Origin of the sequence: Actinoplanes sp. NPDC020271 (assembly GCF_044388125.1) — a bacterium.
Lineage (GTDB): Bacteria > Actinomycetota > Actinomycetes > Mycobacteriales > Micromonosporaceae > Actinoplanes.
In genome coordinates this window covers 194,395-219,663 of record NZ_JBIRWQ010000016.1, presented here as the reverse complement: position 1 = coordinate 219,663, position 25,269 = coordinate 194,395, and the positions used below count along the sequence as shown (strand labels likewise).

Below are 25,269 nucleotides of genomic sequence, written 5' to 3'. Positions count from 1 at the left end.
CCGGGCATTCAGCATGCCCTCAAAACAGCGAGAGACACGCGAATCAGATTCATTGACCAGAAGCTATGAGCCGACGCTCAAGTGAAAGACCGAGGTTAGCTCAGTGGAAGAGCAAGCGCCTGTCGAGCGCGAGGTCGCCGGTTCGATCCCGGTACAGGGCGCGAAGGAGAGCTGGCCGAGCGGCCTAAGGCGGCGGATTGCTAATCCGTAGTGGGGGTCACGACCCTCACCGAGAGTTCGAATCTCTCGCTCTCCGCGCACGTCGTCGTAGCTCAGACGGTGAGAGCGCCGCCCTGATAAGGCGGAGGCCGGTGGTTCGAACCCGCCCGGCGACACGGCAGACAACGGGATGTGGCGCAGCTTGGTAGCGCACCGGTTTCGGGAACCGGGGGTCGTGGGTTCAAATCCCGCCATCCCGACGCACGTTGGTGGGAGACGCCAGCCGATGGGCGCCGGCCGCCGCTTCGAAAGCGGTCGGAGGCAGCGATGTCTCGTACGGGTTCGACTCCCGTCGTCTCCTCATGCGCCGCTGGCTCAACGGGTAGAGCAGCTGACTCTTAATCAGCGGGTTCGGGGTTCGAGTCCCCGGCGGCGTACTTGCAGGGTGGAGGAGTTCGGTCGTCCTCGCCGGCCTCATAAGCCGGAGATTTCGCGGGTTCGAATCCCGCCCCTGCTCCCAGCCCGGATAGCTCAGCGGGAGAGCGCCGCCATGACAAGGCGGAGGTCGCTGGTTCGACACCAGCTCGGGGCACGCGTGGCGCGGTGGACGAATAGGGAGAGTCACCTGGTTTTCACCCAGGGCATGTGCGGGTTCGAATCCCGTCCGCGCTGCTTGTCCCGGAGGAGCCGGCCTGGCTTCGGGAACGCCGCTGGAATCGGCGTGGGCCCGCAAGGGTCTCGTGGGTTCGAATCCCACCTCCTCCGCTCGTGGAAATCCCGCCCGGATGGCTCAGCGGGAGAGCGCCCCGGTCACAACGGGGAAGTCCCAGGTTCGATCCCTGGTCCGGGCACGGTGACAGTAGCTCAGCGGCTAGAGCGCCGGACTGTGGATCCGGTAGACGCTCGGTTCGAATCCGGCCTGGCACCCTTTCACGCATCCCGATCGTCTCGGGGGAGACCGGTCTGCGTGGTTGGTTCCTTCTGCTTTCCTTCTCGCGGGCACGATCTGCCGACAGGGCCGTGCGCCGCGGGTGCGTCCGCTTCACAGCCGGGCGCCGGGTGCGCGCCTGCTCCTCGGGCGGGCGCGCACCGCTTGCGTGTCCTGCTCCTCGGGCGGGCGCGCACCGCTTGCGTGTCCTGCTCCTCGAGTGGGCGTGCACCGCTTGCGTGTCTCTCTCCTCGGGCGGGCGTGCACCGCATGTGTGTCCGCATCTCGGGCGGGCGTGCATCGCATGTGTGTCCGCATCTCGGGCGGACGTGCATTGCCGGCGCGCCCGCTTCTGGGGCGGGCGCGCACCTGCCTTCGTAGCTCAGCGGAGAGAGCACGGCGTTCCGAGCGCCGGGGTCGCTGGTTCGAGTCCAGCCGAGGGCACGACATGCGCCATCCACTGTGGGGTCACCGCAGGCGGGCCGGCGCCCGTCCGCCCCTCATAAGGGTGGACCGCCCAGATCGACACCGGGGCCTGCGACCCGCAACCGCTCGACCTCCGCACGGATGAGGTCGTCGAGGCGCTCAGGCGCGCGGCGTCGAAGGTCTCGGTCCAGCCGTTGGGCGGCTGAAGACTCGTCAGACGGGGCCGATGTCCCCCGGCGCGCAACCCGCCGATGATCGCCTGCTCGACACGGAGCGCGTCGTCGCCGGTCGGCACGGGATGCTCGGAGTGGAGCTCGAAGCCGAACCGCCGGTGCTGAGCCACCGATCGTTGCGCTGCCGGCCGACGCCGGCCACACCGATCTTCACGGCGCCGAACCTCTTGTGGATCACGACATAGACCCGGGCTGGTGCGCCTCGCTGGAAGCCGTGCTGAGCGCAGTAGCGGCAGCCGCCGCCCGGCCGGACCTTGGCCGGCGTCGGGCTGCTCTCCCTGCCGCAGATGGTGTGCAGGCACCGCCACGGTGTCATCGACGTCCCATAGGGTGCCAGGGGAGCGAAGCCGGCCTCGCGCATCGAGGCCTCCGCATCCGTCCGCCGGCCGCTGCAGAACAGGCAGCCACGCCGGCCTTTGGCGATGTTGCCGAACCTCGGGGTGACCTCCCGCCCGCACGGAGGTGGCGACAGCGCCAAGGCCGGCTCGAACCGGGGAACGGCGCCAGCGGCTCCAGATCGGCCCGGCGCATGGTGGCGACGGCAGGCTCCGCATCGACGGTGCGGTGCCGACTCGGCAGCCGGGTGGTGGGAGGGGCGGGGGCGGCTTCGTCATGAGTGCAACCCAGAGGCATCCACCGACAATTCGGCGCGTCGAAGCGTGTGGGGCGGTCGTACATTGGATCGCATGGAGTTGCACTGGTGGTCGATCGAGGTATTCGACGGGCCGCGGTCCTCCGCCGCCCGCTGGCAGGATTCGTTCGGTAACGCGCTGGTCGAGGCCGCGGTGACGAACGGGGCCTACGACTGGGAGTGGCACCGCCACAGCTGGGGTGTCCTTTTCGAGATCGGGTTCCGCAGTGACGAGCGGTTCACGGAGTTCCGTGACCTGCCCGCGGTTCGTGCCGCGCTGGACGCGGTGCCGGATCCGGTGAACGGACTGCTCGTCTATCCGGGGCGTGGCGGCAGCTCGGGCCGGGTGCAGCCGCGGCGGCCGCTGCCGAAAGCCGGCGCGGGCGCAGCCCCGATCCCGGTCGAGCCGTCGGTGACCGAGCTGTTCCTCGGCCCGACCGAGCCGCCAGTGACCACGCCCGGCATCACCACCGCAGGCTGATCCGCGCGCAGGCTGATCCGCTCGCAGGCTGATCCGCTCGCAGGCTGATCCGCCCGCAGGCTGACCCGCCCGCAGGCGGCGACGGCGCAGCCGGCCTCAGGTCGCGATGCCGTTGCGGAAGGCGTAGGTGACGGCCTGGGCCCGGTCGCGCACCTTGATCTTGGCGAACAGGTGGTTCACGTGGGTCTTCACCGTGGACTCCGACACGCTCAGATGCGCGGCGATCTCACTGTTGGAACGGCCGTCGCCGATCAGGCGCAGCACGTCGAGCTCCCGGTCGGTGAGCGCATCCGGGGCCGGACCACGGACGGCCGGTGAGGGCAGCCAGCCGAGCAGGCGACGCTGCACCGACGGATCCAGGTCGGCGTGACCGGCGGCGACCCGGCGCAGGGCGCGCTCCACCTCCTCGGCGCCGGCGTCCTTGGTCAGGTATCCGCGGGCACCGGCACGCAGGGCGTCGAGCACGTCCGCGTCGTCGGCGAAGGTGGTCAGCACCACGACCTGGGTGCGTGGATGCTCGGCCCGGATGCGCCGGGTGGCGGTCACGCCGTCGCAGTTCGGCATCCGCAGGTCCATCAGCACGACGTCCGGGTCGTGCGCGGCCACCGCGGCGACCGCCTGCTCGCCGTCGGCCGCCAGCTCGACCACGTCGACGCCGCCGACCAGCGAGAGCATCAGCTGGATGCCGTCGCGGACCATGCGCTGGTCGTCGGCGACGACGACGCGGATGGGCCGCTCCTGGGCAGCGTCAGACATATCCGGTATCCCTTTCCGTGCGGTCCGGTGAGTAGGTCGGCGCCGATCAGCGCCGCGCGTTCGCGCATGCCGGTGAGACCGTAACCACCGTCGGGCGGAGCCTGCGGCGGGCTGGTCGCACCGGTGTCGTGGACCTCCGCCCGCAAGGCGTCCGGCATGTAGGCGATCGTGACCGTGACGGCTGCGCCCGGCGCGTGCTTCCGGGCGTTGGTCAGCCCCTCCTGAATCACGCGTTCCACGGTGAGCGCGGCCGGCGGGGCCAGCGACCACGGGGTGCCGGACTCCTCATACCTCGCGTCGGCGTCGTCGGCCAGCTTGCGCAGCACCTCCACCAGCGGGCGGGCGTCGCCGCGCAGTGACTGCACCGCGCGGCGGGTCTGCTCCAGCCCTTCCCGGGCCATCCGCTGTGCGACCAGGATGCGTTCGCGCACCTCGGCCGGGGCGGCGCCGCGGTCGAGCAGCAGGCGGGCGCCCTCCAACTGGACGGTCTGCGCGGAGAGGGTGTGGGCCAGGATGTCGTGGATCTCCCGGGCGATGCGCTGGCGCTCGGTGAGTCTGTCCCGCTCGGCGGCGGACTCGCGGGCCGACTGCTCGGCCTCGAGGAGCTGCTCGGCGGTGACCGCCCGATTCCGTGCGCCGGTCACGACGAGCGCCACGACCAGGGCGGCGCCGCAGATCGCGGCCATCATCGGCACGTCCTCGAGGTCGTCGCGGGCCAGCGGTGCGAGGCAGGTGGCGACGATGACCGTTCCGGCGAAGATCAGGCCGGCCCGGGCCGGGAGCCGGGCCAGCCCGGCGATGACGGCGACCCCGCAGGCCAGCCAGCCGGGCGCTCGACCGTCCACGGCGAGCAGCGTCACCCCGCCGGCGGCGAACAGGGTCAGCCCGATCAGGCGCTGGACCCACTGGCCGGGGCCGTGTCGCAACCCGTAGGCCGACCCGCACAGGCTCACTGCCAGCGCGCTCGCGGCGAGCACGCGATGCTCCGGTGCGGCGAGCGCGATGGTGGCCGCCGCCAGCACGACGAGCGTGACGGCACGCCCGGCGTTCAGGGCCCAGGCCCACTCGGGGCCGGCGCGGTGCGGGATCTCGGACACGCCACCACCGTACGGCGGCCACTGTGGAACCGCGTCGGACCCAGGTCTGAATCTCCGTCTCCACCCACGGGTGGAGACCCGATCATCAACATCAATTCCTGAGCCGACGCGCGGACGGACCGGACACCTCTAACGTTCGACGCGTCAGCACGTACCTCCGGAAAGGACACGACGATGCGACGCCGATCGCCCGTCTTCGCGCTCTTCTTCCTCGCCCCGCTGGTCGGCGAGTTCTTCCTCGGCGACTTCCCGATCACGCTGCTCCCGCTGCTGTTCGTGTTCGCGCCGATGTACGGCGGCGCCGCCGTCGTGATCCGCGAGGTCGCCCGCCGCACCGGCCGGGGCTGGCCGACGATCATGATGCTGGCGCTGGCCTACGGGGTGGTGGAGGAGGGAATGATCACCCAGTCGTTCTTCAACAAGGGCTATCTGGACGAGCACCTGCTCGACCCCGGTTACATTCCGGCGCTCGGCACCGCACTGCCGTGGGTGACCTTCGTGACGACCCTGCACACGGTGTGGAGCATCAGCGTGCCGATCGCGCTGGTCGAGCAGAGCAGTGCGCGCCGCACCGAGCCGTGGCTGGGCCGGCTCGGCTTGACCGTGGCCGGGGTGCTGATGGTGGCCGGCGGGCTGGCGATCTTCAACACGACCCGGACCGACCCGAGCCTGAGTCACGGTTTCCTGGAGTCGGCCGGTCAGGCGATCGCGATCGCGGTCCTCGCGCTGGTGATCGTCGTGGTCGCGTTCCTGCTGCCCCGGCCCGCCGCCGGGCGGCCGGGGCCGGTGCCGCGTCCCGGGGTCGTGTTCGCGGTCGGGATCGCCGGGGGCGTGCTCTTCGAGAGCGTGACGTTCGGGGACGTGCCGACCTGGGCCGGCGTCGCGGCGATGGTGGTCGCGATCGCCGGGACGCTGGGACTGGTCGCCTTCTGGGCGCGGCGGGCGGCGTGGGGTCCGTGGCACCGGTTCGCGATCATCGCGGCGGGGTTGCTGACGTACTCCTGGCACACGTTCTTCGCCGACGACAAGTTCGCCTGGATCAGCCTGATCAGCCACATCATCTACGCGCTGGCCGCGCTGGCGATCCTCTGGTACGTCGCCCGGCGGACGCGGGCACTGACCCCGGCTCCGGACGCCGAGCTCCAGCCGGCCGTCTGAGCCGGACGGGGGAGACGGGTCCCGGTGTGCCGCGCGCAGGCCGGGACCCGTCGTGTCGCGAGCACCCGGCGATCGATCTACGGTGGAGGATGTGGGCGTCCTCGTCGCGGTCGTGGCGATCCTCGCCGCGGTCCGGGTCTGGGCGCGCTTCGGACCGGGCTGGGTCCAGCCCGTCACCGGGCCGCTTGCCGCGGCCCTGCTGGTCACGGTCTCCGGCCTCACCTCACGCCAGGCGGGGCTCACGCTTTCCGGTTTGTGGTACGGCCTCGGCGCGGCCACGATCATCGCCATCGGTTACGCCGTCGCGGTGCGACTGCCCGCGGCTCGCCGGTTCTTCCGGACGACGTATGACCGGCCGTGGTACACCGCGCTCGTGTCGGTGCCGCTGGCCACGGTCGTCGTCGAGGAGGTCGCGTTCCGCGGGGTGCTCTGGGGGCTGATCGATCGTGATCACGGCCCGGCCTGGGCGACCGGGGTGACCGCCCTGCTCTTCGGGTTGTGGCACCTCGCTCCGGAGCGGCCGTGGACCGACGTGCTGGTCACCGGCGTGGCCGGGGTGATTCTCGGGACACTGCGGGCGGTCGGTGGTGGCCTGCTCGCGCCGGCGCTGGTGCACTGGGCCGCCGACGGGCTCGGAGTCCTGGCCGCATCCCGCGTACGCAGTGAAGTTGATCAGTGGGAAGGGCCATAGTCGGGAGGTCGATAAATGGGCGGTGAGCACTTTGTGCGGCGTATAGGCTCGCGGCCGTGACACGGCGGGCCAGGGGGTTGCGCCCGCCGGGATCTGTCCGACTCGGGAGTTTCCTTTGACCAGCCAAGCCGAGGTTGCGCCGGCCAAGCTCGACGCCGCCGTTCTCAAGATCGCTGGGGTCGTCGTCCTCGGCGCGATCATGTCGATCCTCGACGTGACCGTCGTCAGCGTCGCGCTGCCCACCTTCCAGACCGAGTTCGACGCGACGTATGCGCAGGTCGCGTGGACCATGACGGGGTACACGCTGGCCCTGGCCACGGTCATCCCGCTGACCGGCTGGGCCGCCGACCGGTTCGGTACCAAGCGGCTCTACATGACCGCGCTGCTGCTGTTCACGATCGGCTCGGTGCTCTGCTCCACCGCCGACAGCATCGGCCAGCTCGTCGGCTACCGGGTGCTCCAGGGCCTCGGCGGCGGCATGCTGATGCCGCTCGGCATGACGATCATGACGCGGGCGGCCGGTCCGGAGCGGATCGGCCGGTTGATGGCCGTGCTCGGCATCCCGATGCTGCTCGGGCCGATCGGCGGCCCGATCCTCGGCGGCTGGCTGATCGACGTCGCCAGCTGGCACTGGATCTTCCTGATCAACCTGCCGATCGGCGCGATCGCCCTGGTCTACGCGTGGTGGGCGCTGGCCAAGGACAGCCCGGAGCCGTCCGAGTCGTTCGACTTCCTCGGCATGCTGATGCTCTCCCCGGGTCTCGCGTCCTTCCTCTACGGGGTGTCCTCCATCCCCGGCGAGGGTACGTTCACGGCGACCAAGGTGTGGCTGCCGATGCTGATCGGCGGGCTGCTGGTGGTCGCGTTCATCCTCTACTCGTTCACGCCGAAGCACCCGCTGCTCGACCTGCGCCTGCTGCGCAACCGGAACCTGACCGTCGCCACGATCACCCTCGCGGTGTTCACCGTTGCGTTCATGGGGGCCGGGCTGCTCTTCCCGAGCTACTTCCTGCAGGTGCGCGGCGAGTCGACGCTCCACGCCGGTCTGCTGATGGCGCCGCAGGGCATCGGCGCGATGGTGACCATGCCGATCGCCGGCATGCTCGCCGACAAGGTGCCGGTCGGGCGGACCGTCCCGTTCGCCCTGCTGCTGATCGCGGCCGGCTTCTTCACGTTCACCCAGGTCGGGACGGACACGTCCTACCTGCTGCTGTGCGGTTCGCTGTTCGTCATGGGCCTCGGCATGGGCGGCACCATGATGCCGATCATGACGTCGGCGCTGAAGACGCTCACCAACCACGAGGTGGCCCGCGGGTCCACCCTGCTCAACATCCTGCAGCAGATCGCCGGGTCGGTCGGCACCGCGATGATGTCGGTGATCCTGACCAACCAGCTCAACGAGTCGACCGTCATCCCCGGCGTCACCAACCCGGCCGATGGCAGCCCGGTCACCGAGGCCGGCGCCGCCATCGCCGCCCAGCAGAACCCGGCGCTCGCCCAGCAACTGCCGCCGGACCTGCTGCACCGCGGCCTTCAGTTCGTGGCGGACTCGTTCGCGACGACGTTCTGGGTCGGGTTCGCGCTGACGTTGTTGACGCTGGTCCCGGCGTTCTTCCTGCCGCGCAGGCGCCAGGGGTCCCCGTTGACCGGCGCGGACGCGGCGGCAGCGCCGGTCATCATGCACTGACCGATTCCCCGTGGACGAGATCCCGCCGCGCTTCTGCTGGTGGGGTGCGGTCCCGCTCTGTTGTCTCGTCCGCTCGTTCTGAGGCGCTCCCGGAATCCGGGGGCGCCTCAGTCGTTGTGGCCTCCCGGCATCGGGCCGGGCGGTGCGGCGGCGGGTCACCGTGCCTGCCGCCGGTCGCGGCCGACGGCCGTTTCAACTGCTTCGGAGGTACGTCGTTCAGCGCGCCGCCGAGCCCACGTCCCGCCCGGCCTTCTGCGAACATCGCTCAGCGCCAAGCCAATGAGCGTCTGCCCGGCCTTCTGCAGCACCGCTCAGCGCCAAGCCACGGAGCGCCCGGCTGGGTGTGAGAGGGCTTTCGGCGGTGTGGATGCACGTCAGGGCGCCAGCCGGTGGGTGGTGGCTGGGCGTCAGGGCTGTCTCGGTGGTGGTGCGGTGTGGGTCTGTCGCACGGCGGGGCTTGCAGGACGTTGCGGCGGGCGGGCGGGCGGGCGGCGGCGGGGTGGTGCGGTACGGCTGTGAGCGATGGGTGCGTGGGGAGCGAGCGGAGCGGGGCTCGAACGGCGAGCGGGGCGGTGCTTGAACGGCGAGCGGGGGTGGGGGATTGAACGGCGAGCGGGGGTGGGGGATTGAACGGGCGGGGACTGGGGTGGTGATCGGAATCGGTCGGGGATGGGATCTTTGCGAGTGATCCAATTTGAGATGTGAATGATTTTGAGAAAGGAAAAGCGTTGAGAATGTGAAAGTGAATGTCCGAAAAATAATGATTTAGTGGCCTTTAAGCGTAACTTACAGCGGGTATGGGCGTGATTACTGCACCGTTTCGGGCGGTGGATTCGTTGATCTGGTGGACTTGACTCCGTCGAACGGCCGACAGAACGTGCACGGAGGGTTTCAGGCGGTTACTTTATGGAGGTGTCCCGCGCTCGTCGGCGTGGCACGAATATCTTTTGACCTGCACCGCGCCGGACTTTTGAAGATCTTTATCGGATCGACTTGTTCGGTGCTCGCAGAATGGGCCGGGAGTCATCTAAAAATTAGTGCGTCGAGCGTTTCGGACGGGGTCGGCGCCCGGCTACGAGCCGGCGCCCATCGACGAGGGTGGTGTGATGATCCGGGTCCTGGTGGTGAGAGACGAGGGGTACTTCGGTGTCCCGGTGCGCACGTTCCTGGAGACCGAACCGGACATGCATTACGTCACCACTCTGCCGATCAACGGCGAGCTGGCGCCGCGCGCGGCGCAGTTGTGGCCCGCGGTGATCGTGATCGACACGGAGTACATGGTGAGTCAGGTCCTGCCGATGGCGGACGAGTTGCACACCGCGATTCCGTCCTGCGCGATGCTGCTGCTGTGTGACCCGTCGAAGCGGGGCATGCTGCCGCCGCGGCGGTGGAACGGTGGGCTGAACTTCCTGCTGAAGAGTGCCGCGTCGTCGTCGCTGGCGGATTCGGTGCGGCGGCTCGCGGCGGGGGAACGGGTGGTGTCGCCGATGCTTCAGGCCGCGTCGCTGAACACCGATCGGGGGCTGAGCACCCGGGAGTTGGAGGTGCTCGGGCTGGCGGCCGAGGGCGATTCGGTGAAGGAGATCGCCGGTCGGCTGTACCTGTCCGGTGGCACGGTGCGGAACTATCTGTCGGCGGTGATCGCGAAGACCGGCGCGCGCAACCGGCTCGACGCCATCCGGATCGCCCGCAAAGAGGGCTGGCTCCGCTGACCACGCGGGCTTCACGGCGTCGTGGGGACTGCCCGGTTGGGGTCGGCGGCGCGCGGGTGGCCGGGTTGCGGCGGCGGCGTGGGGACTGCCTGGTTGGGGTCGGCGGCGCGCGGGTGGCCGGGTCGGGGCGGCGGCGCGCGGGGCGGCCGGGTCGGGGTCGGTGGCTTCGCGGAGCCGAGCCGAGCCGGCGACGGGCGCGCACGACCAGTCCCTGGGACGGGGTTTCGTGGGGTGACCGTGCCCACCCACGGAGGCCGCCCTGGAGGGCTTCGCGTTCTGGCCGGCCACGGCCTGCGAAGCCCGCAAGGGCCCCCGCGGGAGCGGCGGAGAATGACCACAGCGGAGATGGGACATGAAGAATGTGATCGTGGGTTGACCGGAGGTTCCGGCGAAGTGGAGGGACGCGAGACCGGGTCGCGTAGCGTGGGTTTCGATGCGTGTTGAACAGTTCACGGTGCCGGCGTTGCCGGTGCTGCTGCCGCTGGGTGGCATCCTGATGGTGCTGTCCTGGCTCTGGCTGCGGCGGCGGGGCCGGCTGACGACGCGGCGGCTGCTGTTCGCGTGGGCGCTGAGCTGGTATGCGGTGGCGGTGCTGGGCGCGACGATGTTGCCGATGCCGGTGTCGTGGGGGCCGGATGCGGGGCCGCCGGCAACGTATCGAATTCTGCTGATTCCGACGCTGGCGATGCGTCGCCGCGATTTCGTGCTGAACATGATGATGACGTTGCCGCTGGCGGCGTTGCTGCATCTGAATTTCGGGATCGTGGACAGGCTGCGGGTGGTGCGGATCGGGTTCTTCCTGAGTCTGAGCGTCGAGGTGACGCAGCTGGTGTTGATTCTGACCGTGCACGGGAATCGCTGGGCTGACGTCAACGACCTGTTGTCGAACACCATCGGGACCATTTTCGGGTACGTCGGATGGCAGTGGGTCGTCCGGAATGTGATCAGGGAACGGGTGCGGTCAGGGTGAGCCGTTCGTAGAGCTGCTCGACGGCCGCGGCCAGATGATCGGCGTCGTAGCGCAGGCCGGCGGTGCGGGCCGGGAGACGGCCGCGGTTTCGTTCGGCGTGGCAGAGGATTTCGGCGCGCAGCGTGCGGGGCAGGGATTCGCGGTCGTGCGGGGAGAGCCGGTGGGTGCCGCGGACCGGGGCGCGGGCGGCGGCGCGTTCCTCCAGGGGCGCGCACGCGGCGTAGACCGCGGGGAGTCCGGCGGCGATGGCCTCGAGGACGGCCAGCCCCCAGGTGTTCTGGTCGGGGGAGGCGAAGACGTCCATCGCGCAGAGCATCTCGCGCGGGTGGCGGACGGCACCGGTGAACAGGACGCGGTCGGCGACGTCCTCGATGATCGCCAGTTGTTGCAGGGCGGGGCGGGCCGGGCCGTCGCCGACGAGCAGCAGGACCGCGCCGGGGACTTCGGCGACGGCGCGGATCAGCAGGTCGAAGCGTTTGGCCGGGGTGAGCCGGCCGGTGACGCCGATGACCGGTACGTCGTCGGCGACGCCGAGCCGGGCCCGGGCGGCGGCGCGCAGGGCCGGGTCGAAGCGGTATTCGGACGGGTCGATCGCGCGCGGGATGGTGGCGATCCGCTCGTCGGGGACGCCCCAGCCGCGCAGCCGGGCGGCGATGCCGCTGGTGGCGGCGATCGTCATCTCGCCGAACCGTTCGCTGAGCAGGTAGAGCGGGCCGAGCCGGGTGGCGCCGGGGCGGCCGAGGTGGTGTTCGGTGGCGACGACGTGCGGGACGCCGGCCAGTCGCGCGGCGATCCGGCCCTGCACGCACGCGCGGTAGAGGTGGGTGTGGACCAGGTCGTAGTGGCCGCGGCGGATCAGGCGGCGCAGCCGGACGATTGCCGGCACGTCCCGGTCGCAGGAGGTGCTCAGTTCGTGGACCGGGATCCCGCCGGCCCGGATGGCGCGGCCCTCGGTGCCGGCCGGTGCGAGCGTGACCACCTCGTTGTCGTGCGGGAGGCGGCGCAGCAGCAGCCGGAGCTGATGTTCGGCGCCGCCTTCCGCCGCGGTGCTGATCACATGGAGCACCCTCATCGTCGCCCCCAGTCGCATAGTTGACAGAACGCTTGCGGCGGCTCCTGCGAGAACGGTGCCGGAATGGCCGGTGAAGTGGAAGTCGCAGATGTCATATTTAATGTGATGATCCTTCACCATCGATATGCCGAGGTCGGCCGAATGGCTCGACAATGATGGCCAAAAATTGTGATCGAGGGCCGGGACTGCGCGGATATTGAAACGTGAGCGTTACTCACGTAGCGCATGACAATTGCTACTGCACCGGCCTGGCGGTAGCTGGAACGCTGATAGTCGCAAATGGCCCGTGAATCGATTACCGACTGGCCGAATTCAATTGCCGTGGCCGGGTTCATTGTGCAGGATCCACGGCCGGTTGCCGCCGGCGTCGTACGAGGGGGATTCCCATGCGAAAAGACCCGGCCAGCGGTGAGTGGCCAGGCCGGGCGGCGCCGTGGATCCGCACGGTGCTGCCCGGCCGAGCCGCTCGTGCCGGTGCCGACGCGTTAGCGCTGTCCACCGCACTGTTGATCGCGACCCTTCTCCGGCACGACGGCCACGTGCAGTGGCTGCACGGCGGTGACCTGGCCGAGCTGTCCCTGGTGGCGGCGCTGGTGCACACGGCCGCCGGCATCCGGTTCGGGCTCTACACCGGACGGTGGTCGTACGGCTGCTTCGAGGAGATCCTGGCCCTGGCCAAGACGGCCGCGGTCACCACGCCGATCGTGTTCGTGCTGGACACGCTGCTCGGGCGGCTCGTGCCCCGCTCGGCGATCATCGGGGCCGGGCTGATCGGGCTGGTACTCGCGGCCGGCGTCCGGTACGCCGTGCGGCTGCTGCACGACCAGCGACTGCGGCCCCGCCCCGAGCCGGGGAGCCGGGTCGTGGTGATGGGCGCCGGGGAGGGCGCGACGCAGGTGATCCGGGCGATGCTGCGGAGCCCGTCGAGTCCGTACGTCCCGGTCGCTCTTCTCGACGACGACCCGGCGAAACGCGCCCTGCAGATCATGGGCGTCCCGGTGGCCGGCACCCGGCACGCGATGGCCGACGTGGTGCGCCGCTTCCACGCCGACACCGTGGTGATCGCGATCCCGAGCGCCGACGCGCCGCTGATCCGGGCGCTGACCGATCTGGCCGAGCCGCTCGACGTGGACGTCAAGGTCGTCCCGCGGGTGGTGGAGCTGTTCGGGCGGACCGTGCGGGTCGAGGACATCCGCCCGGTCAGCCACGCCGACCTGCTCGGCCGCCGGGAGATCGCGATCGACCTGGCCGCGGTCGCCGGTTACCTGCAGGGACGCCGGGTGCTGGTCACCGGGGCCGGCGGCTCGATCGGCTCCGAGCTGTGCCGGCAGGTCGCCCAGTTCAACCCGGCCCGCCTGGTGATGCTCGACCGTGACGAGTCCGGCCTGCACGCGGTGCAGCTCTCGCTGGACGGCAAGGGCATGCTCGACGACCGGAACCTGGTCGTCGCCGACATCCGTGACCAGCAGCGCCTCGACGAGGTGTTCGCCGAGCACCGGCCGCAGGTGGTCTTCCACGCGGCGGCGCTCAAGCACCTGCCGCTGCTGGAGATGCACCCGTCCGAGGCGCTCAAGACCAACATCATCGGCACCTACCAGATCCTGCAGACCGCGATCCGGCACCACGTCGACCGCCTGGTCAACATCTCGACCGACAAGGCCGCCGACCCGTGCAGCGTGCTCGGTTACTCCAAGCGGATCACCGAGCGGCTCACCGCCGCCGCCGACGCGGCGGCGCCCGGCACCTACACCAGCGTGCGGTTCGGCAACGTGCTCGGCAGCCGCGGGTCGGTGCTGACCGCGTTCGCCGCGCAGGTCGCGGCGGGCGGGCCGATCACGGTCACCGACCCGGAAGTGAACCGCTACTTCATGACGGTGCAGGAGGCGGTCCGGCTGGTCGTGCAGGCCGGCGCGCTGGACAGCCACGGCGAGGTGCTCGTGCTGGACATGGGTGAGCCGGTGCGGATCGCGGACGTGGCGAAACGGATCGCGGAGAGCGCCGGCCGGCCCGTCAAGATCGTCTACACCGGGCTGCGACCGGGCGAGAAGCTGGCCGAGGTGCTGCTCGGGCCGGACGAGCCCGACCACCGGCCGAACCATCCGCTGATCTCGCAGGCGCCGGTGCCACCGCTCGACGGGGCGGTGCTCTCGCTGCTCGACCCGACCTCGCCCCGGGCCGACCTGATCGCGGTGCTGCGCTGGCTCGCCGAGAGCCCGGCGCTGCCCGGCCGGGTTCCGCCGGCTCCGCAGCCGCGCCCGGGTGGCCGGGTCGGCAAGCGCCAGGCCGAGTTCACCATGCGCCTCGGGCGCCATCCATGAAGAAGAAACCGGCAGGGAGCGTCCCGATGCGGGTAGTCATCGCAGGCCAGGGGTATGTCGGGCTGCCGCTGGCGGTCCGTGCGGCCGAGGTCGGTCACCTGGTCGTCGGCTTCGACGTCGACGAGGAGCGGATCAAGCGGCTGGCGGCCGGCGAGTCCTACGTCGACGACATCACGTCCGAGCAGCTCCAGCAGGTCCTCGCCGGGGGGAAGTTCCTGCCGTCGTCGGATCCACGGGCCTGCGCCGGTTTCGACATCGCGGTGATCGCGGTCCCCACGCCGTTGCGCGACGGCACCCCGGACCTGCGCTACATCGAGGACTCGGCCCGCACGCTCGCCCGTTACCTGCGCCCCGGCGCGACCGTCGCGCTGGAGTCGACCACCTATCCCGGCACCACGACCGAGCTGGTCGGGCCGATCCTGGAGGAGGGCTCGGGGCTGATCGCCGGCGAGGACTTCCACCTCGGCTACAGCCCCGAGCGCATCGACCCGGGCAACCGGCAGTGGCACCTGACCACCACGCCGAAGGTGGTCTCCGGGATCAACCCGGCGTCGCTGGCCAAGGTGCAGGCGTTCTACGCCTCGGTGGTGGAGACGACCGTGCCGGTCTCCGACCCGAAGGTGGCCGAGCTGGCCAAGCTGCTGGAGAACACGTTCCGGCACGTGAACATCGCCCTGGTCAACGAGCTCGCGGTCTACGCCCATGACCTGGGCATCGACGTGTGGGAGGCGATCGACGCGGCGTCGTCCAAGCCCTTCGGATACATGCGCTTCGTCCCCGGCCCCGGGGTGGGCGGGCACTGCCTGCCGATCGACCCGTCCTACCTGTCGTGGCGGGTGCAGCGCACGCTCGGGCAGAGCTTCCGCTTCGTCGAACTCGCCAACGACATCAACAACCATATGCCCGATTACGTGGTACGCCGTCTGGCCGTGGCCCTGAATCGGCGCCGCAAGGCGCTGAACGGATCGACGGTTCTCCTGCTCGGTCTGGCCTACAAGAAGAACAGTGGCGACGCCCGGGAGTCACCGGCTCGCAGGGTTGCCGCCCTGCTGCTGGAGATGGGCGCCGAGGTCCGCGCGGCCGACCCGCACGTGGTCGAGGACGCGCACGTCGACCAGCGGGTCACCCGGGTCGCGCTGACCGCCGAGCAGGTGGCCGCGGCCGACGCCGTGGTGCTGCTCGCCGACCACGACGCCTTCGACCTGGACCTGGTCGTCGAGCACGCGCAGTTCGTGCTCGACACCCGCCACCGCCTCACCGGAACCACCGTGGAATCGATCTGAACGGAGGAATCGTGGCCCTCCTGCGCCCGATCTGGAATGTCCTCAACCAACTCGTCGCCCTGATCGCCCTGATCCTGCTGTCGCCGCTGATCCTGGGCGTGGCCCTGTGGGTCCGGATCGCCGACGGCAAGGGCGTGCTCTTCGTCCAGGACCGGGCCGGCCAGGACGGCAGGCCGTTCCGGATGCTGAAGTTCCGCTCGATGGTCCACGACAGCGTGGCGATGAGCGCGCAACTGGGCATGGCCGACCCGTTCGGCCTGCTCCAGGACGACCCGCGGATCACCCGGTGCGGCCGGATCCTGCGCCGGACCAGCCTCGACGAACTGCCGCAGCTGATCAATGTGGTGCGCGGGCAGATGAACCTGGTCGGGCCGCGGCCGGACGTGCTGCCGCAGGTCGCGAACTACTCGCCGGAGGACGCGCGGCGCCTCGAAGTGCGCCCCGGGATCACCGGATGGGCGCAGGTCAACGGGCGCGACGACATCGACTGGCCGGCCCGGTTCGTGCTGGACCGCTGGTACATCGACCACTGGACGCCCTGGCTCGACCTGAAGATCGTCTGGCGCACGTTCGCCGACCTGAACCGCGGGGAACCACCGGTGCACGTGGACACGCTCAACATCGGGCGGGCCGCCGGCGACAACACCCAGGATCTCAGCCGTGCCGCCTGAACCTCCGCCGGAGATCGGCTCGGAGTTCCACTGGGACCCGTCCGCGCTGGCCGGGGGCGGGTTGCCGGGCTGGGTGCCGTCGCGGCGCGAGCTGTTCGCGACCGGGTGCGGGGCGTTGACGGCGCTGCTGCGGAAACTTGCTCCGAGCGGGACGCTGCACGTGCCGTCGTACTTCTGCATGGGCGTGGCCGAGGCACTCTCCGCGGAGACGCCCGTCGCCTTCTATCGACATCTGCCGGACGGGCGGGGGCCGCGCTGGGAGACACTGCGGACCCGCCCCGGGGACGTCGTGCTCGCCCAGAACCTCTTCGGCCACGACGAGCAGGCGCCGTGGAACGCGTGGATCCGGGCCCACCCCGACATCCCGGTGATCGAGGACCACTCCCACGACCCGTTCAGCCTCTGGGCGAAGAACAGCATCTGCTCGTACGTCGTGTCGTCGCTCCGCAAGACGCTGCCGTTGCCCGACGGCGCCCTGCTGTGGTCGCCCACCGGTCGTGACCTGCCACGACCCGAAGGCCCGGAGAACGCCGGGGCGGGACAGAAGCTCGCGGCGATGCTGCTCAAAGCCGGATGGCTGGACGGCCGGCCGGTGCCCAAGGAGACGTTCCGCGCGCTGCAACGCGAAGGGGAAGGGGCGCTGCTGGGCAGTGCCGGACCGGCCAGCACGGTCAGCCGGGCGGTGCTGCCGATGCTCGACGTGCCGGGGATCCGGGCGGGCAGCAGCCGGAACGCGGTGCTGCTGCGGGATGCGCTCCATGGGCGTACGGGAAATGTCGGGATCTCAGGGTTTCATGGATCGGAGGACGTCGCGCCGTTCCGGATCCAGATCGTGCTGCCCTCCATGGTGGAGCGGGATGCGATGCTGGAACATCTCGCCGCGAACCGGATCTATGCCCCGGTGCACTGGCGGCAGGACCGGCACGGATTCTGGAGCGGCGACCGGGACGCGGCCGCGCTGGCCGACCGTACGATCACCCTGCCGGTTGATCATCGGTGCAGCTCGGACGATGTTTTCCGGATGGCCGAAGTGGTGACGTCGCGGGCCTCGCGCGAATCGAGGAGCGGCCATATCATCAGGGCGTGAGAGCGGCCTGCACCCTCGGTGACGGCGGTCGATCGCGATGACCGGCGGTGGCTGGTTCGCGCTGGGCATCGCCGTCTTCGGCTCGCTCTGCTACGCGGCCGGCTCGATCCTGCAGGCCGTCGGCGCCCGGCGCAGCACCGGCGCGGTCAGCACCCTCGGCCACCCGCTCTACCTGATCGGCATCGCGCTGGACATGATGGCCTGGCTCGGGTCGATGGTCGCGCTGCGCGAACTCGCCGTCTACCTGGTCGAGTCGGTGCTGGCCGGCTCACTCGCGATCACCGCGTTCGCGGCGTGGGCGTTCCTCGGCTCCAAGCTGCGCAGACGCGACGTGGCGGCGATCGTGGTGACGATCCTCGCGCTGGCCGGGCTGGCCATGTCGGCCGGTCAGCAGCACGTCGTGGCCGCCTCGCTCACCCTGCGGCTGTTCTTCGTCGGCGCGCTCGTCATCGTGCTGTTCCTCGGCTTCGCGGCTACCAAGATCGGGTCGCCGGGGCTGATCGCGTCGATCGGCGGGCTCTCCGTCGGTTTCGCGGCCCTCGGTGGGCGCGCCCTGCACCTGCCCGACGACGAGATGACCACGGTCGGCTCCGCGGCGATGACGATCTTCAGCGAGCCGCTGACCTACGTGCTGCTGGTCTTCGCGGCCAACGGCATGATCATGTACGCGAATGCGCTGCAAGGTGGCGACGTCGGACGCGTCACCGCCGTGCACTGGACGTTCGAGGTGATCGCCCCGTCGGTGATCGCGCTGACCGTCCTCGGCGACACCGTGCGGCCCGGATGGGAACCGGTCGCGCTGGCAGCCGCGCTGGTCACCGTCGGCTGCGCGATCGTGCTGGCCAGCGCGCCGGCGACCGCGACCCTGGAAGAAGGGGCGGCCGGGCCCGCCGAACTGCCCGCCGGGGCGCAACCGCATGCGCTGCCCGCGCCGCCACTGCCCGTCCTGCCCGGGGCGCCCGGGCATCCGGTCACCGCGCTCGTGCCCCTCGAGGCGTGGCGGCTGGCCATCCCGGTCGAAGCTCGATGGCCGGCGCTGCAGCCGCCGCTGGTCCGGGGATACGGGACGATCGTCTGGTGGGGGCCGGCCTGGGCGCCGCTGCCCATCTGGGTGCCGCCGGATCGGTCGCTGGTGCCGCGTGAGCGGCCTAAGCTCGCTGATCGGCCGCAGCGGATCTGGCCCGCCCGGGTCGGGCCGCAACTGCCGGCCGGCCGGCGGCCGGCTCGGCACCGGGATCTGATCATTCCGTCGCAGCGCCGCCATGAGGACCGCGACGCCGCCTGACCGCCGGTGGTGCGGCGCACGGATCGGTGGGTGGGCCGCGGCTGGTCGTGGTCTGCTTGCCGGCCGGGCTCGCTCTGGTCCGGGTTACGGCCGCCGGCCCGGCCTCGGCCGGTGCTGACCGTCGTGGTGACGCCGGATGACCACGGCGGGTGCCGGCTCGCCGTCCGGGGCCGTCGGAGATCCACCTCACTTGCGAAGCGGAACGAGGTTCCGTATCTTTCGACGTGAACCAAGCGGAACGCCGTTCCGTGTTGAAGGAGTAATCATGAGTGTGATCTCGGTGCGCCCGGTGACCCTGCCCGCCCCCGGCCGCGGCGACGACCTGCAGGTGCGGGTCACCGCCCCGGCGACCGGCAACGACCTGCCCGTCATCGTCTTCTCGCACGGCTTCGGCCAGTCGATGGACGGCTACGCGCCGCTCGTCGACTTCTGGAGCCAGCACGGATTCGCGGTCGTCCAGCCGACGCACCTGGACTCGCGGACGCTGAACGTCACCCCGGCCGACCCGCGGTACCCCGACATCTGGCGTCACCGGGTCGACGACCTGGTCGCCGTCCTCGACCACCTGGACCTGATCGAGGAGGCGGTGCCCGGGGCGGCCGGTCGGCTCGACCACGACCGTATCGCGGTGGCCGGTCACTCGTGGGGCGCCCAGTCGGCCGGCATGCTGCTCGGCGCCCGCGTCGAGGGCAGCGACGAGGACCGCACCGACCCGCGGGTCAAGGCCGGTGTCCTGCTCGCCATGACCGGGACCGGCGGCGCGAAACTCACCCCGTTCGCGGCCGAGCACTTCCCGTTCATGAACCCCGACTTCGCCCACCTGACCACGCCGTCGCTGCTGGTCGCGGGGGACAAGGACCAGTCGATGCTGAGCCCGGTCGGCCCGGAGTGGTTCACCGAGGCGTACGCGCTGAGCCCTGGCATCCGGGCGCTGCTGACCGTGCACGGCGGGGAACACTCACTCGGCGGGATCAACGGGTACCTGAGCACGGAGACGACCGACGAGAGCCCGGAGCGGGTGGCGCTGATCCAGCGGGTGACCACGGCCTTCCTGCGCGGCGAGACGCTGGAGGTGGACCCGGCCGGTCACCTCGACGTCAAGTGACCACGGCCGGCCCCACCTGAACGCGCAGCACACCCGCACCGGCGCCGGCCAGGCCCGGAAGACCTCGGCCGAACTCGCCCGGGCGTCCGGCGGGCTGCAGCAACTCGTGGTGTCGTTGCGCTACTGACGCGGGCCCGTGTGCTCCGGGCGATCGGTGATCCGCTCAGATCCGGCGATCGGGGTGGGTCTGATCGAGGGGGAGCAACTCGATCCTCCCGTCGAGGGTGCCGATGGCCAGGGTCAGCAGGCCGTGCCGGCGCAGCACGGTGGCGCACCGGCCCGGGGCCGGCTCACCGACGCGCTCGCCGGTCTCGGCGTCCCAGCGCTGCACCGCCCGGTCGTAGCCCACGGTGATCAGTTCCGGTCGTCCGTTGACGGTCACGGCCTCCAGCGTGGCGACCGCGTAGCTGTCGACCACGATCGGGGCACCGATCGGCTCGCCGGTCACCGCGTCCCAGCGGTAGAGGTCGGCGGTCGCGGCGGCGATCAGCACCCGGCCGTCCGGCAGCTCGACCGGGGTGATCGCGCCGATCACCTCGTCGCCGCCGGCGTCCAGCCGCTCGCCGGCCGGTGCGCCGGTGCGCGGGTTCCAGCGGGAGATCTTGCCGTTCTTGTCCCCGGCGCAGACCACCGGGCCGTCGCCGCCGGGTGGGGTCAGCACGGCGATCGCGGTGACCTGGTCGCCGTGCCGGCCGAGCGGTTCGAGGCGGGCGCCGGTCCCGGCGTCCCAGCGCAGCAGCGGGTACGGCGCACTGCCGGACCCGGCGAGCAGGGTGCCGGCCCACGCGGCCATCGGGAACACCTGGGCCGACCGGTCGGGCAGGTTGCCCAGCGCGCCGGTGCGTGGCTCGAACCAGAACAGGCCCTCGTCGGTGGTGACCGTGATCAGCGGATCCCGCCAGCCGGTCGGGCAGACGATCAGCTCGTTGAGCTTGCCGGCCCTCTCCCGGGTGGTGCTCAGCCGCTTGCCGGTCCGCGGATCCCAGACCTGGATCGCCGAGCCGTCCGAGGACACCAGCATGTCGGTGCCGTCCAGCGGCAACGTCGCCAGGTGCAGCGCATCGATGATCACGACCCGGATGATGCCACCTGTCGCGTGCGGCGAGTCCTTCGGCGCGCTCTGCCGCCGGCGAGGATTCACTTTCTCCGGTTCGTGCGGGCGTCGTCGTCGGTGGTGACCTGAACGAGAAACGGCTCGTGCAGGGCCTGCAGTACCTGCTCGACCGCACGGCATGGTCCGGTCGCGGGAGGTGGGGCCCCGCCGGCTGCCCAGGAGGCGGGGCCCCGTTCTCACAGGTTCACCGAGATCGTCAGGTTCGCCACGTAGCCCGCCGAGACCGAGCCGGTGACCGTGGCCATCTCCCGCGCGGCCAGGTCGTCACCGAAGACCATGTCGCTTGCCAGGGTGATCCGGCTCAGGTTGGTGACGCTCGCGGAGTACCCGGTGGCGCTGGAGTACACCGTCGACGACACGTCCTTGGGCAGTGCGATCTGCGAGGTCTTCCGGATCGGCCCGGCCCCGCTGGTCGCCGCGGCCAGCGACGAGTAGACCTCGAAGTGGATGTGCGGCCAGCGGCCCGAGTAACAACCGGGGTAGATGCTGGTGAACGTGGCCACCCCGGACGAGTTGGTGACCTGGATGCCACGCAGGTAGTTCTCGTTGGTCACGCCCGACGAGTACAGCGAGTACCGCCCGGCCCGGTCGCAGTGCCAGGCGTAGATCGCCGCGCCGGAGACCAGGCTGCACGCCAGGTTCTGCACGGTCAGCGAGAACTGCAACGGCACACCGGGGGCGGTGGTCGTCGAGGTCCCGAAGCTGGAGCGGATGTCGCTGCGCACGATCCCGGACAGTTTGCGCACGTCGGGCCCGTTCGACCCGTCCGCCGGGTACGGCCCCGCGGTCTCCGACTCGACCTCGGCCCGGCAGGCGGCGGCCGCGGCGGCGTCGGCCGCTCCACCACCGGCCAGCCCGCCACCGATCACCGCGGCGGCGCCGACCCCGCCGGCGACGGTGAGCATCCGCCGCCGGGACATCGTCGGCAGGTCGAACTGCAACCCCTTGTCGTGTACCTCGCGTACGTAGGCGTCGTTGTCTTGCATCTCTTCTCCTCGCGGAAGGGGGATGTGAGGACGACCGAGAGCAAAACATCGAAACCTATGAATGACCTGTGGTTGATCTCCACCGACCGTTTCCGCCCCATATTTCTTGGGTCATAACGTCCGGGCGGAGCTCGGCACCGGCGTGGCCGGGAAGTGGTCAGTTCATCGCCAGGGCCAGCGCGTCGTCGCGGACGTCGGGGTCGGGGTGGGCGCGCAGGGCCAGCACCAGGTCGTGCCAGCGGCCGGCCCAGCCGTACATCGAGCCGGCCCGCAGCAGCCGGCCCGCGAACAGCCCGGCGGCCAGGTCACCCCGCCGGATCAGCTGGTCGATCACCGCGTGCAGGTACGCCGGGTCGGCCAGTGCCTGATCGTCGCGCGCGCGGTGCCCGACCCGTTCGGCGACGTGGACCGCGACCACCGGCCGGTCGGCACAACGGTCGGCGATCTCCGGCAGGTTGTCCAGGCGTCCGAGCCGGACCAGGGCACCGAGCGCGACGGCCCGGTAACCGGGCTGATCGGCCAGGTCCCGCATCGCGGCGATCAGGGCGGACCGGTCGGCGGTGGCGGGAAGCGAGCGGCTCAGCGTGCCGGCGCCGTACGCGAGGACCTCGATCCGCCGTCGCGCCGGCAGGTCGCGGCCGGGGCGGTCCTCCGGGTCGGGCATCGCGGTCAGCCGGGCCAGCGCCAGGCCCAGCGCGTGCTGGCCGGCGGCCCGCAGCAGGCTCGCGGCCCGCAGCTCGGCCAGCTGCTCGTCGAGGTCGGTGAGGCGGTCCACGACCAGGCCGGTGAGGTCGCCGGCCCACGGCGCCCACTCGTGCACCCGGTCGAACGCGATGCGGCGGATCTCCCGGTCGTCGGCCCGGCAGGCGGTGACGAGCAGCGCGGCGTACCGGGAGCGGTAGCCGGCCGGGATCGCGTACGGGAAGGTGCTGAGCACGGCGCGGCGCTCCTCGCGGCTGCCGGCCACGGCCCGGGCCAGGACGGTCCAGCTCGCCTCGGTGTCGAGCCGCTGCCGGGCGGCGCCGGTGATCGCGGCCCGGACGTCACGGTGCTGACCCGGCTCGGCATGGACGGCGAGCAGCCGGTCCATCGCGCTCGGCGGCCCGTCGTGAGCGAGGATCCGGACCGCCTCCTTGCGGCTGGTGACCTTGACGGCGGCGGCCGGGTCGAGCAGTGCCAGGAGCGCGGGGACGAGCGTGGCCGGCCGGAGGTACTTGGCGGCGCGGGCGGTGGCGTACATGGCGACCCGGGCCCGGTCGTCGCCGGCGTGCCCGAGCAGCACCGGCAGCGCCAGGTCGGGCCGGTCGGTCCAGACCAGCGCACCCAGGGCGGCCTCGGCGACCGGCACGTCGGGCGAGTCCACGTGCGCCAGCACCAGGGCCCGGCCGGCCTCGGCGAGCCCCGCGGCGGCTCGGAGCGCGCCGGTCCGGACCCGGCGGTCGGCGCCGGTGTCGGCGACCGTGCGGGCGTGCCGGGCGACGAGGGCCGCCTGTTGCCGGGGCAGCCACCGGTGCGGGTGCCGGACCGGCCCCGGCCTCCAGACGGCGTGGCGGTCGGCGAACCGTCCCGCCGGCGGCCCGGCGAGGACGCCGTCGAGCAGGTCGGTGCGCCGTTTCGCGACCACGTCCCAGACCCGGGCGAGCAGCACCGCGGACGGATCGGCCGCGAGCACCTCGGCGACCCGTGCGTCCCGGGTGCGCGGATCCTCCAGCCAGTGGTTGATCGCGCTCTCGGCCACCCACGGCAGGGTGCCCGCGCCGGCCGCGCGGCCCAGCAGTTCCTGCAGCTGCGGCAGCCGCCCGGCGCGTCGCCCGAGCGCGCTGGTGACCGCGAACAGCGGGCCGTGGCGGCCCCGGTCCAGGCCGGCCTCGATCCACGGGCGGAGCCGGTCGAAGACCATCGTCTCCTGGCCGCGGCGCAGCACCCGGTCGAAGCGGTACAGCGTCGGTACGTTCGCCTCGCTGCTCAGCAGGTCGATGGTGAGCAGCGCCCAGTCCCGCAGCTCGGGGACGCCGACGTGGTGCTGCAGGGTCGCGGTCGCGAGCCGGCTCAGCGCGGACGTGCCGGCCGCGGACGTGTCCCGGGCCTGCACCGCGTCCGTGGTCACGGTCGTCAGCTCGGCCGCCGACGCGGCGGTGAGCAGCCGGGTCACGCCGGCCAGCCCGAGCAGGGCGGCTGCGCGGACCGGGTCCTGCTCGTTGCGCAGCCGGGTCAGCCGGGTGAGCAGCTCCGCCACCGCCCGCGGGTCCCGGGAGCGGCCGGCCGCCTGGGCCAGCCGGGTCCACGCCCGGGCCCGCTCACCGGCGTCCCCGGAGCGCAGCGCGACCTCCTGCGAGGCGGCGGCCTCCGGCCACGGCAGGTAGGCGCCCAGGTCGAGGGTCCACTCCTCGCTCTGGCGCACCTTGTCGAGGCCGAGCATGCGGCGCGCCTCGGTGGCCCGGTCCGCGGCCGGCAGAAGGTCCAGGACGCCGTACGCCGGAATGTGCCTTGCGGTATCGACCTCGGCCAGCGAAGCCCGGTAGATCGCGGCGCGCCGGCCCGGCGGCAACGCCCGCAGCAGCGGCGCGAGCAGGGTGTGCTGCCTGGCCAGCGGCGCCAGCGCGTCGTCCGGCAGTGTGGCGAGCCGGCGCAGCAGCCCGGTCGGCAGCGTGACCCGCCGCAGCCAGCCGGCCCGGGTGGGCGCGGCGAGCAGGGCGGCGACCCGCGCGGGGGAGTGCCGGGCCAGCGGCCCGTAGCCGGGCAGATCTCCGGGCAGCATGCTCTCCGGCCCGTGACGTTCCAGCAGGTCGAGCGCGACCCCGGGGTCGAGTACCAGGATCGCCGTGATCAGCTGCCGCCACTGGTCGTCGAGCGATTCCGGTGCGGTGGCGGCGAGGATCCCGGTCGCGTAGTCCGCGAACACCAGCGGGTGGCGCCGGGCGACCACGACGAGGTGGGCCGCGTGGGCGAGGCCGGGCAGCAACGCCCGTACCGTCGAAGCGCCGCAGGCCGGAAGGAGGGCGGCCGCCTCCTCGTCGCCGAAGTGCGCCCGGATCTCGCCGATCAGTGCGTCGGCGACCAGGGGGGCGGAAGCCGACCGCAACGTCCGGTGGATGCGGCGCCGGTCCACCGCCGGCAGCTCGGCCACCGGCGTGGTGAGCCGGCCCGCGCGCAGCGCCGCGGTGATCGCGATCGACCGCAGCGCCGGCAGCGGGTCCTCGATCGCCGCGTCGACGGCCGCGGTGTCGCCGGCCACCAGGGCCGCGGTCAGCGCGAGTCGCCGCTGGTAGGCGTCGCCCTCGCGCAGCTCGGCGCCGACCTGCGCGCGGTCCGGGGCGGTGCGGGCCCAGGCGGCGAGGCGGCGCATCCGTTCCCGGTACGGCAGCGGGTCGAGCGTGGCGAGCAGGTCTTCCGTGGCGGCGAGCATGGCCGTCATATGA

Annotated in this window: 18 protein-coding genes and 12 tRNA genes; 24 read left to right on the top strand and 6 right to left on the bottom strand. The window is 71.5% G+C overall.

The window, feature by feature from the left end:
- Nucleotides 1–165: 165 nt before the first annotated feature.
- From ACH442_RS30780 to ACH442_RS30720, 13 genes are all read left to right on the top strand, one after another.
- A tRNA-Ser gene (locus ACH442_RS30780) sits at nt 166–256 on the top strand.
- Nucleotides 257–261: 5 nt separating this feature from the next.
- Nucleotides 262–335 (top strand) — tRNA-Ile (locus ACH442_RS30775).
- Between the two features lie 10 nt (nt 336–345).
- A tRNA-Pro gene (locus tag ACH442_RS30770) sits at nt 346–419 on the top strand.
- Nucleotides 420–431: 12 nt separating this feature from the next.
- A tRNA-Ser gene (locus tag ACH442_RS30765) sits at nt 432–520 on the top strand.
- A gap of 3 nt (nt 521–523) precedes the next feature.
- Nucleotides 524–596, top strand: a tRNA-Lys gene (locus ACH442_RS30760).
- A gap of 2 nt (nt 597–598) precedes the next feature.
- Nucleotides 599–679, top strand: a tRNA-Met gene (locus ACH442_RS30755).
- Nucleotides 680–751 (top strand) — tRNA-Val (locus ACH442_RS30750).
- 5 nt (nt 752–756) lie between these two features.
- Nucleotides 757–831: transfer RNA gene (locus ACH442_RS30745), tRNA-Glu, on the top strand.
- Nucleotides 832–839: 8 nt separating this feature from the next.
- Nucleotides 840–924 (top strand) — tRNA-OTHER (locus ACH442_RS30740).
- A gap of 14 nt (nt 925–938) precedes the next feature.
- Nucleotides 939–1,010: transfer RNA gene (locus ACH442_RS30735), tRNA-Val, on the top strand.
- A 1-nt stretch (nt 1,011) separates the two neighbouring features.
- Nucleotides 1,012–1,087: transfer RNA gene (locus tag ACH442_RS30730), tRNA-His, on the top strand.
- A 371-nt stretch (nt 1,088–1,458) separates the two neighbouring features.
- A tRNA-Arg gene (locus ACH442_RS30725) sits at nt 1,459–1,531 on the top strand.
- Between the two features lie 901 nt (nt 1,532–2,432).
- Nucleotides 2,433–2,858: a hypothetical protein gene (locus ACH442_RS30720; protein WP_396341612.1), complete on the top strand. Its 426-nt coding sequence runs from the start codon at nt 2,433–2,435 to the stop codon at nt 2,856–2,858.
- Nucleotides 2,859–2,954: 96 nt separating this feature from the next.
- On the opposite strand, the gene ACH442_RS30715 is transcribed toward ACH442_RS30720, so the two are convergent.
- Both ACH442_RS30715 and ACH442_RS30710 read right to left on the bottom strand, forming a co-directional pair.
- Complete coding sequence (locus tag ACH442_RS30715; RefSeq protein WP_396341611.1) at nt 2,955–3,614, bottom strand: response regulator; 660 nt, start codon at nt 3,612–3,614, stop codon at nt 2,955–2,957.
- Nucleotides 3,533–4,711: a sensor histidine kinase gene (locus ACH442_RS30710; RefSeq protein WP_396341610.1), complete on the bottom strand. Its 1,179-nt coding sequence runs from the start codon at nt 4,709–4,711 to the stop codon at nt 3,533–3,535. Before ACH442_RS30710 ends, ACH442_RS30715 begins: the two co-directional genes overlap by 82 nt.
- 174 nt (nt 4,712–4,885) lie before the next feature.
- On the opposite strand from ACH442_RS30710, the gene ACH442_RS30705 reads away from it, so the two are divergent.
- From ACH442_RS30705 to ACH442_RS30685, 5 genes are all read left to right on the top strand, one after another.
- Entirely contained in the window at nt 4,886–5,869 is a 984-nt protein-coding gene (locus tag ACH442_RS30705; RefSeq protein ID WP_396341609.1) for a hypothetical protein, read from the top strand.
- Nucleotides 5,870–5,960: 91 nt separating this feature from the next.
- Complete coding sequence (locus ACH442_RS30700) at nt 5,961–6,560, top strand: lysostaphin resistance A-like protein (RefSeq protein WP_396341608.1); 600 nt, start codon at nt 5,961–5,963, stop codon at nt 6,558–6,560.
- 115 nt (nt 6,561–6,675) lie between these two features.
- Nucleotides 6,676–8,247 carry a DHA2 family efflux MFS transporter permease subunit gene (locus ACH442_RS30695; RefSeq protein ID WP_396341607.1) on the top strand — a complete coding sequence of 524 codons (1,572 nt, stop codon included), beginning with the start codon at nt 6,676–6,678 and terminating at the stop codon, nt 8,245–8,247.
- Nucleotides 8,248–9,353: 1,106 nt separating this feature from the next.
- Nucleotides 9,354–9,959, top strand: coding sequence for a LuxR C-terminal-related transcriptional regulator (locus ACH442_RS30690; protein ID WP_396341606.1), 606 nt, complete (start codon nt 9,354–9,356; stop codon nt 9,957–9,959).
- Nucleotides 9,960–10,428: 469 nt separating this feature from the next.
- The gene (locus ACH442_RS30685; RefSeq protein WP_396341618.1) at nt 10,429–10,929 is read left to right on the top strand and encodes a VanZ family protein; all 501 of its coding nucleotides are present in this window, start codon (nt 10,429–10,431) and stop codon (nt 10,927–10,929) included.
- Here ACH442_RS30685 and ACH442_RS30680 read toward each other — a convergent pair.
- Entirely contained in the window at nt 10,904–11,986 is a 1,083-nt protein-coding gene (locus ACH442_RS30680) for a glycosyltransferase (RefSeq protein WP_396341605.1), read from the bottom strand. The two genes, ACH442_RS30685 and ACH442_RS30680, sit on opposite strands and share 26 nt — an antisense overlap.
- A 401-nt stretch (nt 11,987–12,387) precedes the next feature.
- On the opposite strand from ACH442_RS30680, the gene ACH442_RS30675 reads away from it, so the two are divergent.
- From ACH442_RS30675 to ACH442_RS30650, 6 genes are all read left to right on the top strand, one after another.
- The gene (locus ACH442_RS30675; protein WP_396341604.1) at nt 12,388–14,319 is read left to right on the top strand and encodes a polysaccharide biosynthesis protein; all 1,932 of its coding nucleotides are present in this window, start codon (nt 12,388–12,390) and stop codon (nt 14,317–14,319) included.
- A 26-nt stretch (nt 14,320–14,345) separates the two neighbouring features.
- The gene (locus tag ACH442_RS30670; RefSeq protein ID WP_396341603.1) at nt 14,346–15,602 is read left to right on the top strand and encodes a nucleotide sugar dehydrogenase; all 1,257 of its coding nucleotides are present in this window, start codon (nt 14,346–14,348) and stop codon (nt 15,600–15,602) included.
- An 11-nt stretch (nt 15,603–15,613) separates the two neighbouring features.
- Nucleotides 15,614–16,273: a sugar transferase gene (locus ACH442_RS30665; protein WP_396341602.1), complete on the top strand. Its 660-nt coding sequence runs from the start codon at nt 15,614–15,616 to the stop codon at nt 16,271–16,273.
- Nucleotides 16,263–17,360 carry a hypothetical protein gene (locus tag ACH442_RS30660; RefSeq protein WP_396341601.1) on the top strand — a complete coding sequence of 366 codons (1,098 nt, stop codon included), beginning with the start codon at nt 16,263–16,265 and terminating at the stop codon, nt 17,358–17,360. Before ACH442_RS30665 ends, ACH442_RS30660 begins: the two co-directional genes overlap by 11 nt.
- Before the next feature lie 37 nt (nt 17,361–17,397).
- A complete protein-coding gene (locus ACH442_RS30655; RefSeq protein ID WP_396341600.1) occupies nt 17,398–18,645 on the top strand; it encodes a hypothetical protein in 1,248 nt (415 codons plus the stop codon).
- A 265-nt stretch (nt 18,646–18,910) separates the two neighbouring features.
- Nucleotides 18,911–19,750, top strand: coding sequence for an alpha/beta hydrolase family protein (locus tag ACH442_RS30650; protein WP_396341599.1), 840 nt, complete (start codon nt 18,911–18,913; stop codon nt 19,748–19,750).
- Nucleotides 19,751–19,913: 163 nt separating this feature from the next.
- Here ACH442_RS30650 and ACH442_RS30645 read toward each other — a convergent pair whose 3' ends face one another.
- From ACH442_RS30645 to ACH442_RS30635, 3 genes are all read right to left on the bottom strand, one after another.
- Complete coding sequence (locus tag ACH442_RS30645; protein WP_396341598.1) at nt 19,914–20,822, bottom strand: WD40 repeat domain-containing protein; 909 nt, start codon at nt 20,820–20,822, stop codon at nt 19,914–19,916.
- A 218-nt stretch (nt 20,823–21,040) separates the two neighbouring features.
- On the bottom strand, nt 21,041–21,850 hold the full coding sequence (locus ACH442_RS30640; RefSeq protein WP_396341597.1) for an intradiol ring-cleavage dioxygenase: 810 nt from the start codon (nt 21,848–21,850) through the stop codon (nt 21,041–21,043).
- Nucleotides 21,851–22,007: 157 nt separating this feature from the next.
- Nucleotides 22,008–25,265 (bottom strand): hypothetical protein, encoded by a 3,258-nt coding sequence (locus ACH442_RS30635; RefSeq protein WP_396341596.1) that lies wholly within the window; start codon nt 25,263–25,265, stop codon nt 22,008–22,010.
- Nucleotides 25,266–25,269: the final 4 nt, after the last annotated feature.